Below are 15,703 nucleotides of genomic sequence, written 5' to 3'. Positions count from 1 at the left end.
GGGCCGGCCGTCGCGCCCGTTCCCGGGACGCGGTGGGGGAGTGACTACTTGGCGGAGAGCGAGCTCAGCAATCCGGCGAGCGGGTTGCTCCCGGAGGAGCCGGTGCCCCCACCCGGGGTAGTCGGCTGAGTCGTCACAGTGACGGTGGTCGACTTACTGCTGATGATCTCCTGGGTCGCCTTCAGCTCATGCGAACCGGTGGTGCTGGGCGTCCACTGGATGGTCGCCTTGCTATTGCTCACGTTCGCCTTGCCGATCTCGGTGCCGTTATCGGTGAAGGTCACCTGGAACAGCATCGAGGTGAAGGTGACGTCCGCGGTGATGGTGTAGGTCTGGCCGACATACAGGGTGGTGTCCGAAACGCTGATGCCGTTGACGAGAGCGTTGGCCTGGGGCGCGGTCACCAGCGCGGTCGTGGCCAGTGCGCCCAGCAGTGCGACGCCGAAACCGGCACGCCGTGTGGTCTTCATGAAAACTCCTGTGCTCCGATCCCACCTCGGTGTGGGTGACCCGGACAGTACCGAGCCGGGGCGCGGCGCACAGGGGTTTTGAAAGAATAGTGTTTCAACTATTTCTTCGGGCGCGCTTTACGACGATCGGCCCGGGGAAGCTTCTCCGCACTGATCACCATCGTCGGCGTCTCCAGCACTCCCACACCGCATTCCAGCACCTCGGTCTTGCCAGCACCGGCCTTGGCGAGATCATCGCGATCGCGCTCCAACTCCTCGACCGCGCTGATTCCCTTGAGCGCCAGCATGCGTCCGTGATCGCGCACCAGCGGCATGGACCAACCCGCCAGCTTCGCCAGGGGAGCGACCGCGCGGGAGGTCACGACATCCGCGCCGCCCGCCTCCTTCTTCACGCCCGGCTGCTCCGCGCGCCCGCGCACCACGGTCACCCCGAGCCCGGCGGCCTCGATGAACTCCGCCAGGAAAACGGTCCGGCGCAGCAGCGGCTCCACCAAGGTGATTCGGAGATCCGGGCGCGCGATGGCGAGCGGGATACCGGGGAGGCCCGCGCCGGAACCGATGTCGACGACGGTCGCGCCCTCGGGGATGAGCTCACCGATCACCGCGCAATTGAGGATGTGCCGATCCCATAGCCGGGGCACCTCGCGAGGTCCGATCAACCCGCGCTCGACTCCCGCACTCGCGAGCACGGTGTAGTACCGGCGCGCGATCTCCAATCGATCGCCGAAAATCACCGCGGCTGCGGCGGGCGGCTCGACAGCGAGATCGGTCGACTCGGTGCCAGGTTCCACGTGAAACATCCTTCCGATTAACCAACTCTCGGGACTCTCAGGGGCTGCGCCCCCGAACCCCGGCAAGCATGGGCCGGGGCGATTCGAACTCGGGACAAGCGTAGGGCCCCCGGTCTGTTCGACGCGGGGGCCCCGGCTTCGGTGCGGTGTGCGTGTCACGCGGGGAGGACGACGACCCGTCGGCTCGGCTCCACGCCTTCGCTTTCGCTGACGACACCATCGACGGCGGCGACCGCGTCGTGCACGATCTTGCGCTCGAACGGAGTCATCGGGGTGAGCGCCTCGCGCTCGCCGGACTCCAGTACGCGCTTGGCGGCCTCGGTGCCGAGCGCGCTCAACTCGCTGCGACGGCCCGCGCGCCAGCCCGCGACATCGAGCATGAGGCGACTGCGCACGCCGGTCGCCTGCTGCACGGCGAGGCGGGTCAGCTCCTGGAGAGCGTCGAGAACCTCACCGCGGCGGCCGACCAGCTTCGCCAGATCCTTACCGCCGTCGATGCTCACCACGGCCCGATCGCCTTCGACATCGAGGTCGATGTCACCGTCGAAGTCGAGCACATCCAGTAGCTGTTCGAGGTAGTCACCGGCGATCTCGCCCTCTTCGATGAGCGCTTCCTCGGCATCCACCACGGGCTCGGCCGCCGCCGCGGTCTCGGTATCCGGTGCCGCCGCCGTCGCAGCCGTCACTGTGGGGTCCCCTCCGTCGGTTTCAACAGTCATGGTTGTTTCCTTCATCTGGAGTTGTAGAGAAGATCAGCGACGGCGCTTCTGGTTGGCACGCCCGCGATTGCCGGACCGCTTCTTCTGCTGGTTCGACTGTTGATTCGACTTGGCGGAACCGTTCTGGCCGGCCTGCGGCGCATCGGTCTTGGCCATATCGACGCCATTGGTGTCGGCCTGCGCGGGTGCGTCGACGACCGGCTTCTTACGAGTGTCGACCGGCTTCGCGCCCGGCTTCGGAGCGTTCTGGGCGCGACGCTCGATAGCGGCGTCCTTCTTCTCCTTCTCTTCCTTCTCCATGCGGCCGAAGACGAGATGCTGCTGCGCGTAGGTCCAGATGTTGTTGGACACCCAGTAGATGAGGATGGCGATCGGCAGGAACGGGCCACCGACGAGCACGCCCAGCGGGAACACGTACAGCGCCAGCTTGTTCATCATGGCGGCCTGCGGGTTGGCGGCGGCCGCCTCGCTCTGCCGCTCCACCGAGGCGCGCGCGTTGAAGTGCGTCGCCAGGCCCGCGATGATCATCAGCGGTACCGAGACCGCGATGATGGCGACCTTGCTCGGCATACCGCCGTACTCGGCGAAGGATTCCAGCACCGCGTTCTTCTCGGTGATGAAGCCCGAGAGGGGAGCACCGAAAAGCCGTGCGGTCAGGAAGGACTGGACGTCGCCCGCGCTGAAGAAGTAGTTCGCGGTATGCGCGTTGTCGTACGGCGTCATGCCCAACTGGCCGATACCGGTGCCGGTCCGGTTGAACGAGCGCAGCACATGGAACAGACCCAGGAACACCGGAACCTGCAGCAGCACGGGCAGACAGCCCATGAGCGGATTGAAGCCGTGTTCCTTCTGCAGCTTCTGCATCTCGACCGTCATCTGCTGACGATCGTTCTTGTACTTCTTCTGCAGTTCCTTGATCTGCGGCTGCAGTTCCTGCATCTGCTTGGTGGTGCGGACCTGCTTCACGAACGGCTTGTACAGCACCAACCGCAATGTGAACACGAGGAACACCACGGCCAGCGCCCAGGCGAAACCGCTGTCATCGCCCAGCGCCCACCCGAAGACGCGGTGCCAGAACCAGAGGATTCCCGACACCGGGTAATAGATGAAATCGAGCACGGCGTTATGTACTCCCGTCGTTCGTCTCGCCGGTCACCGCGGACGGTGACCCTTGTTTGGCTGCTGCCGCGTGCCGGTGACGTGAACGTTCCGGTACGGGGTCCCACCCACCAGGGTGCCAGGGTGCGCATTTCACGATTCGCACGGCTGCCAGTCCGAGTCCGACGAACAGACCGCGGGTGCGCAGCGCGGTCACCGCGTACTCACTACAGGTGGGAGTGAAGCGGCACACCGGCATGCGGGTGGGGGAGACATAGGTCCGATACAGCTCGATGAGGAATATCAGAGCTTTGGCCGGGAGACGGGCAGCGGCGCGCAGGACGTTCATGAGTCGCTGCCAGCTGTTCCCGATTCGCCACCGGCCGGACCGGATTCGCTGAGGGTGCCGAGTTTGCGCAGGCCGCTCCGGATCTGACGTTCGAGATCGACGGAAGCGGCGTTCGCCGCGCCCGGCAGGGCGCGCAGAACGATATCGGCGCCCGCGGGTAGATCCACCGCGACGCTCGCACAGATATGACGCAGGCGGCGGGCCACCCGGTGGCGTACCACCGCCGGACCCACCGCCTTGCTGACGATCAAGCCGAAACGCGGACCGCCCACCCGAATGGATGGTTCCGGTCCGCTCGACAGATCGTCGTGTAGCAGTACGTGCACAACGAGATCCCGTCTCCCGATCCGCCGGCCCTGGCGCACCGTCCGGGAAAAATCGGTACGACGGTGCAGCCGATACGGCTCAGGCAGCACTGATCTCGAATCAGGCCGTCAGAGACTTACGGCCCTTGCCACGGCGCGCCGAAACGATGGCGCGGCCCGCACGGGTACGCATCCGGAGACGGAAGCCGTGGACGCGCGCCCGACGACGGTTGTTCGGCTGGAACGTCCGCTTGCCCTTGGCCACGGTCAACACTCCTCATAGGTGGCGGGCGTCGGTTGACGCCCGAAGCTTTATCGGTGAAACGGTCTGCGATCCGGCGAATCTGAGATCCACGGACGCAAATACCCTTATCGGCACGGGCAGCAGACAGCCGCCACCGCACCATAGGGTGACTGTAGAAGGGTACTTATCTGCTGGACGAGGGTCAAACTCGGGGTAAGAGCGCACTTTCCGGGGCTGAAAAGCCGGTTCGACCGAATGGCCCCGCTTCATGTACCGTCCTTCGAGGCGTTGGAGCGACCTAGCGTGTAGTTGCCAGCTGATTGCTGAAGAACCGCAGGTCTGCGCCCGAATAGGGGGATTCGACGGGATGCGACACGCATCCCCAGGTTGTCCACATCTGTGGATAATTGTGTGGAAACACCCTTGGAGTGGCATATTCGTGGGGCTGACGGTGCTCGCCGACACCCGGTTACCTGGGGGAATCGAGCAGTCGCCGCCCGTCTGCTCCAATCGACCTTGCTCCGGGGAGGACTCCGTTCGTGAACGACGAGCAGAATGTGCTGACAGCTGTCTGGCCCGAGGTGATCGCGGAACTCGCGAGCGGCTCCGCGGACGGAGAGATCCAGCCGGTCAGCAAGGCGCACAAAGCCTGGCTCGGCATCATCGAACCGATCACCTTCGCGCAGGGATTCGCCCTGCTCTCGGTGCCCGGAACCATGGCGCAAGAGGTGGTGGAACGCGATCTCCGCGAGCCGATCCTGCGCTCGCTGGCCCGGCGCGGACTTCAGGTCGAGGGCCTCGGCGTGCGGATAAGGGCACAGCAGAACTCCCCGGTCGACCGCTCGCCCAACGCACCCCGGCACGCCCGCATGACCTCCCGGCCGGAACGCCCGCGTGAGCCCGATCACGCCCCGATGAGCTACCAGCCGGCACCCCCGGCACCGGCTCCGGCCGAGCGTCAGCAGCCGCACTACCAGGCACAGCCGGACTATCCACAGCCCCGCTACGCCCCTGCACAGGACTACCCCGCCGAGTACGGCGAGCGCGAATCTTATCCACCGGTGGAATTCGGTCAGCCACAGATGGCCGAAGAGTTGCCGGTACCCGTTCCGGAGCCGCAGCAACCGCCGCGACGCCGGGAAAACCATCGCGCGCCGAACCTGCCGCCCGGCCAGGAGTCGCTGTTCTCGCCCGAGGCCGACCCGGAACCGGCGCATATGGCGGCGCAACCCGCCCATATGCCCGCACCGCCACCCCCGCCCATGCCGTCGCAGCCCGCGCGCAGGCCGGTGGACGAGGATCACGAGGACGACGAACCGGTCGTGAACGCGCGCAATTCGTGGCCGACCTATTTCAACAAGTCGCCCGAGCGCGAGACGCCGCAGCCGTCCTCGGCCAACAGCCTGAACGCCAAATACACCTTCGAGACCTTCGTCATCGGCGCGTCCAACCGCTTCGCACACGCGGCGGCGGTGGCCATCGCGGAGGCGCCCGCGCGCGCCTACAATCCGCTATTCGTTTGGGGCGCTTCGGGTTTGGGAAAAACCCACCTGTTGCACGCGGCCGGGCACTACGCCCAGCGGCTGTTCCCGGGCATGCGGGTGAAGTACGTGTCCACCGAGGAATTCACCAACGACTTCATCAACTCGCTGCGCGACGACCGCAAGGTCGCGTTCAAGCGCCGCTACCGCGAGACCGACATCCTGCTGGTGGACGACATCCAGTTCATCGAGGGCAAGGAAGGCATCCAGGAGGAGTTCTTCCACACCTTCAACACCCTGCACAACGCGAACAAGCAGATCGTGGTGTCCTCGGACCGGCCGCCCAAGCAGCTGGCCACCCTGGAGGAGCGGCTGCGCACCCGCTTCGAATGGGGCCTCATCACCGATGTGCAGCCGCCCGAGCTGGAGACGCGCATCGCGATCCTGCGCAAGAAGGCGCGGATGGATCGCCTGGATGTGCCGCATGACGTGCTGGAACTCATCGCCAGCCGGGTGGAGCGCAATATCCGCGAGCTGGAGGGCGCGCTCATCCGGGTGACCGCGTTCGCGTCGCTGAACGGGCAGCCGCTGGATCTGTCGCTGGCCGAGGTGGTGCTGCGCGATCTCATGCCCGACGCCACCACCATGGAGATCACGGCGTCCACGATCATGGCCGTGACCGCGGAGTACTTCAACACCACGCTCGAGGAGCTGACCGGTCCCGGTAAGGCCCGCCCGCTCGCGCAGGCCCGGCAGATCGCCATGTACCTGTGCCGTGAACTGACGGACCTATCGCTGCCCAAGATCGGCCAGGCGTTCGGCCGCGACCACACCACGGTCATGTACGCCGACAAGAAAGTGCGCAAGGAGATGACCGAGCGGCGCCGGGTGTACGACCAGGTTCAAGAACTCACAGCCCGGATTAAACAGCGTTCCCGCTGATCCACAGCTAACAGGCCCCCACGTCGTCTGACGTGGGGGTCTTGTGTTTTCGGGGGTGTGGATTCCTCGAGGAATCCTCGAGGAAACTGTGTGGAATCCTCGAGTTGTGCACCGGTTTACCCACAGGGCTCTACTAACAGGGGTGCACAACCGGTAGTGCACAGTTCCCACAGGTTGCTTCATCCTCGAGGTCTGACCTGGGCGGATGCGAGTTATGCCCTGTGGATTCCTCGAGGAGTCCCATGGGAGTCCTCGAGGAAACTCGTAGTTGTCCACCGATTCGCCCCCATGTGCGCAGGTAGGCCGGAAACCGTGGAGCAACTCGAGGATGGCTCGAGGATGGATGTGGAAACTGGCGGTGACTCCACAGCCATCGGCTGTTCATCCTCGAGACACCCTCGAGACATCCACACGCCGCCGCACCCTCGGACCTGCGGAAAGGGGGGAAGTCCACAGATTCCACAGTGCCTACTACTACTTCATTTCTCTCTAATTAGAATTCTCTTCTAAAACAGGTGTGTGGAAACTCGGCTTGGGAGCGAACGGTTCGCCGGGAGCGGTTCCCGGCTCGTGCACAAGGACGCCTGGAGAAGAACGGACACCCCGGACTCAGTTGGACCCTCCGCCCCGGCGCGCGCAGATCGCGGGTACGGTTTGATGTCGGCCCCCTGTGCGAGACTGCATGGGTTCCAGGGGGAAGCAGCCCCTGACGAATTCACTGATCACTACTGATCGAGACTGGGAGAGGAACAGACCGGGCGATGGAGCTTGCAAGCATGAAGTTTCGGGTCGCTCGCGAGGACTTCGCCGAATCCGTAGCCTGGGTGGCCCGCAGCCTGCCGTCGCGGCCTCCGGTGCCTGTGCTCGGCGGTGTGCTCCTCGTGGCCGATGAAGATGGTCTTACGGTGTCCGGCTTCGACTACGAGGTCTCCGCGCAGATGCGCGTGGCCGCCGAGGTCGCCGGTCCCGGGCAGGTACTGGTCTCGGGCCGCCTGCTGGCCGACATCACCAAATCACTGCCCAACAAGCCGGTGGACGTATCGGTGGACGGCACCCGCGTGCTGATCGCCTGCGGCAGCGCCAAGTTCTCGCTGCCCACCATGCCGGTTGAGGATTATCCCCAGCTTCCCGAACTTCCTCCCCAGACCGGTGATCTCGCGGTGGATCTGTTCGCCGAGGCGGTCGGTCAGGTCGCCGTCGCCGCCGGCCGCGATGACACCCTTCCCATGCTCACCGGCATCCGGGTCGAGATCGAGGGCCCGAAGGTCGTATTGGCCGCCACCGACCGTTTCCGGCTCGCCGTGCGCGAGCTGGAGTGGAATCCGGGTCGCGCCGATGTGGAGACCGCGGTGCTGGTCCCGGCTCGCACGCTGTCCGAGGCCGGTAAGACGCTCGGCTCCTCGGATCAGCCGGTGCAGCTGGCGTTCGGCACCGGCAGCGATGGCCTGCTCGGCATCGTCAACGGCGGTCGCCGCACCACCACGCGCCTGCTCGACGCCGAATTCCCCAAGTTCCGCCAGTTGCTCCCCAAGGAGCACACCTCGGTGGCCACGCTCTCGGTGAGCGCCCTGGTCGAGGCCATCAAGCGCGTGGCCTTGGTGGCCGAGCGCGGCGCTCAGGTGCGGATGGAGTTCTCCGAGGAGGGCCTGCTGCTGTCGGCCGGTGGGGATGACGCCGGTCGCGCCGAGGAATGGCTGGAGGCCGACTTCCGCGGTGAGGGGCTCACCATCGCCTTCAATCCCGGCTACCTGGTCGACGGGCTCGGTGCGCTGCGCACCGATAAGGTGACCTTCGGATTCACCACCCCCAGCCGTCCGGCCGTCTTCGTGCCCGCACCGGAAGAGGATCCGGCACAGCTGGATTCGGGTGCGTTCGCGGCTCTGGCCAGCAGCTACATCTACCTGCTGATGCCGGTGCGACTGCCGGGCTGATCGGCGATCGATCGCCCGAACACTGTGCACAGTGTGGGTAAACCTGTGAAAAACTCGGTGCGCGTTGGGGTTTCACCCCGCGCCGCCGGGTTTTTTCGCTGCACGGGGTGGATATCCCCAGTTCCATCAACATTTCCCCAGGTCGAAGGGCAGGGTGGCTAGCCGGATGTATGTGCGCACCCTGTCGCTGCGTGATTTCCGGTCCTGGGAAGCCGCCGAACTCGAATTACCGCCGGGCCGAACGGTTTTCCTGGGCTCCAACGGCAATGGCAAGACGAATCTGATCGAGGCGGTCGGGTATCTGTCCACACTCGGCTCGCATCGGGTGTCCGCGGACGCCCCACTGATCCGCATGGGCGCGCAGAAGGCTCGCATCGGGGCGACCGTGGTGAACACCGGTCGTGAGTTGCGGGTGGATATGGAGCTCAATCAGGGCGTCGCCAATCGCGCGCAGATCAATCGCTCACCGGTGCGGCGGCCGCGCGAGATCCTGGGGATTCTCCAGACGGTGTTGTTCGCGCCGGAGGATCTGTCGCTGGTGCGCGGTGATCCGGGGGAGCGCAGGCGTTTCCTGGACGAGCTCGCCACCGCGCGGCTGCCGCGTCTGGCGGGTGTGCGCGCGGATTACGACAAGGTGCTGCGCCAGCGCTCGGCGCTGTTGAAAACCGCTGGGCGACTTGCTCGTTCCGGTGGGCGCGGTGCGGAACTGAGCACCCTGGACGTGTGGGACGGACATCTCGCGGCGCACGGTGCGGTGCTGCTGGCGCAGCGGCTGCGACTGGTGCACGAACTTTATCCACATCTCGCACAGGCCTACGGATCGATCGCGCCGGAATCGCGGCCCGCGTCCATCGCGTACCGAAGTGGTTATCTGCCACCGGAATTGCTCGATCCCGCGCGTACTCCACAGCTCGACGACGACGCCGATCTCGAGGCGATCCTGTTGCGCGAGTTGGCCGATGCCCGGCAGAAGGAACTCGAGCGCGGCGTCTGCCTGGTCGGCCCGCATCGCGACGATCTGGAATTGATGCTGGGTTCCGCGCCCGCGAAGGGTTTCGCCAGTCACGGTGAATCCTGGTCGTTCGCACTGGCTTTGCGGCTTGGCGCATTCGAATTGCTGCGCACGGCGGGGACCGATCCGGTGCTGATCCTCGATGACGTGTTCGCCGAATTGGATCGCCGCCGCCGCACCGCGCTGGCCGCCGTCGCCGCCGAGGCGGAGCAGGTGTTCATCACCGCCGCGGTGGTCGAGGACGTTCCGCCCGAACTCGAGGCCACCCCGATGCGGGTGGAGACCACGGGGGAGGCGGACAGCCGCACCTCGCGAATCGCGGTGTAGCCCGCCCGTCGGCGCGGACGCCCGGCCGAAACGCGCCGGGATGGCGAACGGGTCCAGCCGGGGGTGACAGCCGGATCGCGGCGGGATGACGGCGAGGTCGCCGGTGGGTGTACGGCCGGTGACCTGCGCGGAGTTATCCCCAATTCCCCAGGTTTCTCCCCAGGTGCGGGATTGTTACCCGGCCGCCGTGCCGGTGGCGCGAGTGCGACATCACCCCTGGCCACGGCGTGGCTGTCGGCGGTATGCGGCAGAATCGCCGGGAAGCTGCAGATCTTGGAACCGAGATCTCGAACCGATCGCGACCGAAGGGACCTGTGCATGGCCGAGCAGCCGGAAGCCTTCGATCCCGCGCGATCGGCGGCGGGGGAGTCCGCCACCGGGCCCGATGGTGAGTTGCGGGGTGTGGATCTCGCCCGCCGGGCGCTGGAAGAGGCCAGGGCCGCGGCTCGTGCCGCGGGTAAATCGGTGGGTCAGGGCCGGGCGTCGCCGCCGCGCAAGGGCGGGATCCGCGCATTGCGCGGTAAGCGGCGCGGTTGGTCCGGGTCCGGGCCCGATGATCGCGATCCGCAGTTGCTCGGTGCGCTGACCGGTCAGCTGGCCAAGGGGCGCGGCTGGTCGGGCAAGGTGGCCGAGGGCATGGTGTTCGGCCAGTGGGCGAAGGTGGTGGGGGAGGACATCGCCGCGCACGCGCAGCCGGTTTCGCTGGAGAACAATGTGCTGAGCATTCAGGCGGAGTCGACCGCGTGGGCGACGCAGCTGCGCATGTTCCAGTCGCAGATCCTCGCGAAGATCGCGGCCGCGGTGGGTCACGGGGTGGTCAAACAGTTGCGCATCAATGGCCCGACGGCCCCGAGTTGGCGTAAGGGTGAGCGGCATATCAAGGGTCGCGGCCCGCGCGACACGTACGGATAGACGCGCGGAATCGCTTGCGCGGCTGACTCCTTCGCTGGTCAAACGATCGTTTCACGTGGAACGTGCGCGGAAATTGTCGGTGCCGCGCACTAGGCTGGGAGTGTCTGGATCTCGATCGCGGCGAACCCTGTCGCTAACTCTCCCGGCGGCTCGCTGTCATCGCCCGCTGAAGGTCCCGGAACCCCTCTCACCCATGACCGGACATATTGATGGTCGATTTCACGCACGTATGAGGCACTCAGGGGTGTCATAGGTGCATTCTGTGTCGGTCGTACCAGTAGGATGGGGGAGTAACTAGCGGCGATACCTCCCGGCGCGTTCGGCGACAGCTTGCGCGTGGATCCGTAACCCTCGAGCAGACCTGCTCCGGGGCTCCACGTGTGCTCACCGTCCGGCGCCCGGAGGATCAGCAAGTAAGGAGAGCTACCGACCAGTGGCTGCCATGGACTCCAACGCAGACGGCTCGACCAAGCCCAAGTCAGGCAACCCGGGCTACGGTGCCGACTCCATCACTGTTCTCGAGGGCCTCGAAGCGGTCCGCAAACGCCCCGGTATGTACATCGGCTCCACCGGCGAGCGCGGCCTGCACCACCTCATCTGGGAGGTTGTGGACAACTCCGTCGATGAGGCGATGGCCGGTTATGCCTCCCGCGTCGATGTGACCATCCTGGCCGACGGTGGCGTCGAGGTCGTCGACGACGGCCGCGGTATCCCGGTCGCCATGCACGCGCAGGGTGTGCCCACCATCGAGGTGGTCATGACCCAGCTGCACGCGGGCGGCAAGTTCGACTCCGACGCGTACGCCGTCTCCGGTGGTCTGCACGGTGTCGGCATCTCGGTGGTGAACGCGCTGTCCACCCGCCTCGAGGCGGAGGTCGACACCGACGGATTCCACTGGACCCAGGAGTACAAGGATTCCAAGCCGGGCAAGCTGTTCCAGGGCGATGCCACCAAGCGCACCGGTACCACCATCCGGTTCTGGGCCGATCCGAATATCTTCGAGACCACGGTCTACAACTTCGAGACGGTCGCGCGCCGCCTGCAGGAGATGGCGTTCCTGAACAAGGGACTCACCATCACGCTGACCGATCAGCGGGTGTCCGACAGCGATGTCACCGACGAGGTGGTCGGCGATACCGCCGAGGCGCCCAAGCATCTGGACGAGAACGCCCCGGCCGCGACGCCGAAGGTGAAGACCCGCACCTACCACTACCCGGGTGGGCTCGAGGACTTCGTCAAGCACATCAACCGGACCAAGTCGCCGATCCACAATTCGGTGGTGGGCTTCACCGGTAAGGGCACCGGGCATGAGCTCGAGGTCGCCATGCAGTGGAATTCGGGTTACTCCGAATCCGTGCACACCTTCGCCAACACCATCAACACCCATGAGGGCGGCACCCACGAAGAGGGTTTCCGCGCCGCGCTCACCACGGTGGTGAACAAGTACGCGAAGGATAAGAAGCTCCTCAAGGAGAAGGACGGCAACCTCACCGGTGACGACATCCGTGAGGGCCTGGCCGCGATCGTCTCGGTGAAGATCTCGGACCCGCAGTTCGAGGGCCAGACCAAGACCAAGCTCGGCAATACCGAGGTCAAGTCGTTCGTGCAGCGCACCTGCAATGAGCATCTGGCGCACTGGTTCGAGGCGAATCCGGCCGATGCGAAGACCATTGTCACCAAGGCGGTGTCGTCGGCGCAGGCGCGGGTGGCCGCGCGTAAGGCGCGAGAGTTGGTGCGCCGCAAGTCCGCCACCGACCTGGGTGGTCTGCCGGGCAAGCTGGCCGACTGCCGCTCCAAGGATCCGGTGAAGTCCGAGATCTACATCGTGGAGGGCGACTCCGCCGGTGGTTCGGCCAAGTCCGGCCGCGATTCGATGTACCAGGCGATCCTGCCGCTGCGCGGCAAGATCATCAATGTCGAGAAGTCGCGTATCGACAAGGTGCTCAAGAACAACGAGGTCCAGGCGATCATCACCGCCTTCGGCACCGGTATCCACGACGAGTTCGATATCGCCAAGCTGCGCTATCACAAGATCGTGCTGATGGCCGACGCCGACGTGGACGGTCAGCACATTTCGACGCTGCTGCTCACGCTGCTGTTCCGTTTCATGCGGCCGCTGGTCGAGCAGGGGCACGTGTACCTCGCGCAGCCGCCGCTGTACAAGCTCAAGTGGCAGCGCACCGAGCCGGAGTTCGCCTACTCCGATCGTGAGCGCGACGGTCTGCTGGAGGCCGGTCTGGCCTCGGGCAAGAAGATCAACAAGGACGACGGCATCCAGCGCTACAAGGGTCTCGGCGAGATGAACCCGAAGGAGCTGTGGGAAACCACCATGGATCCGAGCGTGCGTGTCCTGCGTCTGGTGACGCTGGACGACGCGGCGGCCGCGGACGAGCTGTTCTCGATCCTCATGGGTGAGGACGTGGAGGCTCGGCGCAGCTTCATCACTCGCAATGCCAAGGACGTTCGGTTCCTCGACGTCTAGCGAAGTAGGACCCGGGAGTTCATTCCCCCGGGTCCCCCTTGCGTCCGGAACCCCTCGAAAAGACTTCCTACGGAGACCAATTCATGACTGAGACTTCGCTTCCGCCTTCGGGCGGCGACCGCATCGAACCGGTCGACATCCAGCAGGAGATGCAGAACTCCTACATCGACTACGCCATGAGCGTCATCGTCGGGCGCGCGCTGCCCGAGGTGCGCGACGGTATGAAGCCGGTGCACCGCCGGATTCTGTACGCGATGTACGACAACGGCTACCGCCCGGATCGCAGCTATGTGAAGTCCGCGCGCCCGGTCGCCGACACCATGGGTAACTACCACCCGCACGGTGACACGGCGATCTACGACACCCTCGTGCGTATGGCCCAGCCGTGGTCGCTGCGCTATCCGCTGGTCGACGGCCAGGGCAACTTCGGTTCGCGCGGTAATGACGGCGCGGCCGCCATGCGCTACACCGAGTGCCGCCTGACCCCGCTGGCCATGGAGATGCTGCGCGAAATCGACCATGAGACGGTCGATTTCACCCCGAACTACGACGGTAAGACGCAGGAGCCGATGGTGCTCCCGGCGCGGGTGCCGGCGCTGTTGATGAACGGCTCCAACGGCATCGCCGTCGGTATGGCCACCAATATCCCGCCGCACAATCTGACCGAGCTGGCGCAGGCCATCTTCTGGGCGCTGGACAATCACCTGGCGGATGAGGAGACCACCCTCGAGGCGTGCATCGAGCGGGTCAAGGGTCCGGATTTCCCGACCTCGGGCCTGATCGTGGGCACCCAGGGCATCAATGACGCGTACCGCACCGGTCGCGGTTCGATCCGCATGCGCGGTGTGGTCGAGATCGAGGAGGACGCCCGCGGGCGCACCACGATCGTCATCACCGAACTGCCGTACCAGGTCAATACCGACAATTTCATCAACGCGATCGCCGAGCAGGTCAAGGACGGCAAGATCGCGGGTGTCTCGGATATCCACGACGAGTCCTCGGACCGTGTCGGCATGCGCATCGTGGTCACCGTCAAGCGTGACGCGATCGCGAAGGTGGTGCTGAACAACCTCTACAAGCACACCCAGCTGCAGACCTCGTTCGGCGCGAACATGCTGTCGATCGTGGACGGGGTGCCGCGCACGCTGCGCCTGGATCAGATGATCCGGCTGTACGTGAACCACCAGTTGGACGTCATCGTCCGGCGCACCAAGTACCTGTTGCGCAAGGCCGAGGAGCGGGCCCATATCCTGCGCGGCCTGGTCAAGGCGCTCGATCAGCTCGACGCCGTGATCGCGTTGATCCGCCGGTCGGCCGATACCGATACCGCGCGCACCGGCCTGATGCAGTTGCTGGAGATCGACGAGATCCAGGCGACCGCCATCCTCGATATGCAGCTGCGCCGCCTGTCGGCTCTGGAGCGCCAGAAGCTGATCGACGAATTGGCGAAGATCGAGCTCGAGATCGCCGATCTGAAGGACATTCTGGAGAAGCCGGAGCGGCAGCGCGCCATCGTGCGCGATGAGCTGGCCGAGATCGTCGACAAGTACGGCGATGATCGCCGCACCCGGATCATCGCCGCGGACGGCGATGTCACCGATGAGGATCTGATCGCCCGCGAGGACGTGGTGGTCACCATCACCGAGACCGGGTACGCCAAGCGCACCAAGACCGATCTCTACCGTTCGCAGAAGCGCGGCGGCAAGGGCGTGCAGGGCGCGGGTCTCAAGCAGGACGATCTGGTCCGGCACTTCTTCATCACCTCCACGCACGACTGGCTGCTGTTCTTCACCAATAAGGGCCGCGTCTACCGCACCAAGGCGTACGAGCTGCCCGAGGCGAGCCGGACCGCGCGCGGTCAGCATGTGGCGAACCTGCTGGCGTTCCAGCCGGACGAGAAGATCGCCCAGGTCATTCAGCTGACCACCTATGAGGACGCCCCTTACCTGGTGCTGGCGACCCGCAACGGCCTGGTCAAGAAGTCCCGTCTGACCGATTTCGACTCCAACCGCACCGGCGGCATCGTGGCGGTCAATCTGCGCGATGGGGACGAATTGGTCGGTGCGGCACTGTGTTCGGGTGAGGACGATCTGCTGCTCGTCTCCGCGCACGGCCAGTCCATCCGGTTCTCCGCCAATGACGAGGTGCTGCGCCCGATGGGCCGCGCCACCTCCGGTGTGCAGGGCATGCGCTTCAACCAGTCCGATGAACTGTTGTCGCTCAACGTGGTTCGCGACGACGATCAGACGTACCTGCTTGTCGCGACCGCGGGCGGGTATTCCAAGCGGACGGCGCTCGGTGAGTACACCGCGCAGGGTCGCGGTGGAAAGGGCGTATTGACCATTCAATACGACGAAAAACGTGGCAGTCTGGTCGGAGCGCTCATCGTCAATGACGATGATGAGCTGTACGCCATCACATCGGGCGGCGGCGTTATCCGGACTGCGGCCAATCAGGTTCGCAAGGCCGGACGCCAGACCAAGGGTGTGCGATTGATGAACCTCGGTGAGGGCGATACCTTGCTTGCGATCGCGCGTAACGCGGACGAGCCCGACCAGGTTGCCGAAGATGACACCAGCGGTTCGGCGTAGCAGTAGTTTCACCCCAGCAGCGGCGGCACAACGGATCGAAGGATTCACC

General features: G+C 65.3%; 13 protein-coding genes. 6 read left to right on the top strand and 7 right to left on the bottom strand.

Going from position 1 to position 15,703, the window contains the following annotated elements; all coding sequences use genetic code 11:
• Positions 1-44: 44 nt before the first annotated feature.
• From ACFC4D_RS45920 to rpmH, 7 genes are all read right to left on the bottom strand, one after another.
• On the bottom strand, positions 45-470 hold the full coding sequence (locus tag ACFC4D_RS45920; protein ID WP_375961508.1) for a hypothetical protein: 426 nt from the start codon (positions 468-470) through the stop codon (positions 45-47).
• A gap of 98 nt (positions 471-568) precedes the next feature.
• Positions 569-1,270: a 16S rRNA (guanine(527)-N(7))-methyltransferase RsmG gene (rsmG, locus tag ACFC4D_RS45915; protein WP_376073189.1), complete on the bottom strand. Its 702-nt coding sequence runs from the start codon at positions 1,268-1,270 to the stop codon at positions 569-571.
• Between the two features lie 146 nt (positions 1,271-1,416).
• The gene (locus ACFC4D_RS45910) at positions 1,417-1,980 is read right to left on the bottom strand and encodes a protein jag (RefSeq protein ID WP_376073186.1); all 564 of its coding nucleotides are present in this window, start codon (positions 1,978-1,980) and stop codon (positions 1,417-1,419) included.
• A gap of 33 nt (positions 1,981-2,013) precedes the next feature.
• Entirely contained in the window at positions 2,014-3,099 is a 1,086-nt protein-coding gene (gene yidC / locus ACFC4D_RS45905; protein ID WP_375961516.1) for a membrane protein insertase YidC, read from the bottom strand.
• 4 nt (positions 3,100-3,103) lie between these two features.
• Positions 3,104-3,427, bottom strand: coding sequence for a membrane protein insertion efficiency factor YidD (gene yidD / locus ACFC4D_RS45900; protein WP_364636821.1), 324 nt, complete (start codon positions 3,425-3,427; stop codon positions 3,104-3,106).
• Positions 3,424-3,843, bottom strand: a complete 420-nt coding sequence (gene rnpA / locus ACFC4D_RS45895; RefSeq protein WP_364636823.1) for a ribonuclease P protein component — start codon at positions 3,841-3,843, stop codon at positions 3,424-3,426. Before rnpA ends, yidD begins: the two co-directional genes overlap by 4 nt.
• 10 nt (positions 3,844-3,853) lie before the next feature.
• Complete coding sequence (gene rpmH, locus ACFC4D_RS45890) at positions 3,854-3,997, bottom strand: 50S ribosomal protein L34 (protein ID WP_083898281.1); 144 nt, start codon at positions 3,995-3,997, stop codon at positions 3,854-3,856.
• A gap of 518 nt (positions 3,998-4,515) precedes the next feature.
• Between rpmH and dnaA the strand changes: the two genes are divergently transcribed.
• The 6 genes from dnaA to gyrA all read left to right on the top strand — a co-directional run bounded on the left by dnaA (position 4,516) and on the right by gyrA (position 15,654).
• Positions 4,516-6,399, top strand: a complete 1,884-nt coding sequence (gene dnaA, locus ACFC4D_RS45885) for a chromosomal replication initiator protein DnaA (RefSeq protein ID WP_376073184.1) — start codon at positions 4,516-4,518, stop codon at positions 6,397-6,399.
• 761 nt (positions 6,400-7,160) lie between these two features.
• On the top strand, positions 7,161-8,330 hold the full coding sequence (dnaN, locus tag ACFC4D_RS45880; protein WP_364636827.1) for a DNA polymerase III subunit beta: 1,170 nt from the start codon (positions 7,161-7,163) through the stop codon (positions 8,328-8,330).
• A gap of 166 nt (positions 8,331-8,496) precedes the next feature.
• Positions 8,497-9,669, top strand: coding sequence for a DNA replication/repair protein RecF (gene recF, locus ACFC4D_RS45875; RefSeq protein WP_375961523.1), 1,173 nt, complete (start codon positions 8,497-8,499; stop codon positions 9,667-9,669).
• A gap of 318 nt (positions 9,670-9,987) precedes the next feature.
• Positions 9,988-10,581 carry a DUF721 family protein gene (locus ACFC4D_RS45870; protein WP_375961526.1) on the top strand — a complete coding sequence of 198 codons (594 nt, stop codon included), beginning with the start codon at positions 9,988-9,990 and terminating at the stop codon, positions 10,579-10,581.
• Between the two features lie 442 nt (positions 10,582-11,023).
• Positions 11,024-13,063, top strand: a complete 2,040-nt coding sequence (gene gyrB / locus ACFC4D_RS45865; RefSeq protein WP_364636833.1) for a DNA topoisomerase (ATP-hydrolyzing) subunit B — start codon at positions 11,024-11,026, stop codon at positions 13,061-13,063.
• 83 nt (positions 13,064-13,146) lie between these two features.
• A complete protein-coding gene (gene gyrA / locus ACFC4D_RS45860) occupies positions 13,147-15,654 on the top strand; it encodes a DNA gyrase subunit A (RefSeq protein WP_364636835.1) in 2,508 nt (835 codons plus the stop codon).
• Positions 15,655-15,703 lie beyond the last annotated feature (49 nt).

It is taken from the genome of Nocardia sp. NPDC056000, assembly GCF_042269265.1.
GTDB lineage: Bacteria > Actinomycetota > Actinomycetes > Mycobacteriales > Mycobacteriaceae > Nocardia.
This window is presented reverse-complemented; position numbering and strand designations above follow the sequence as displayed.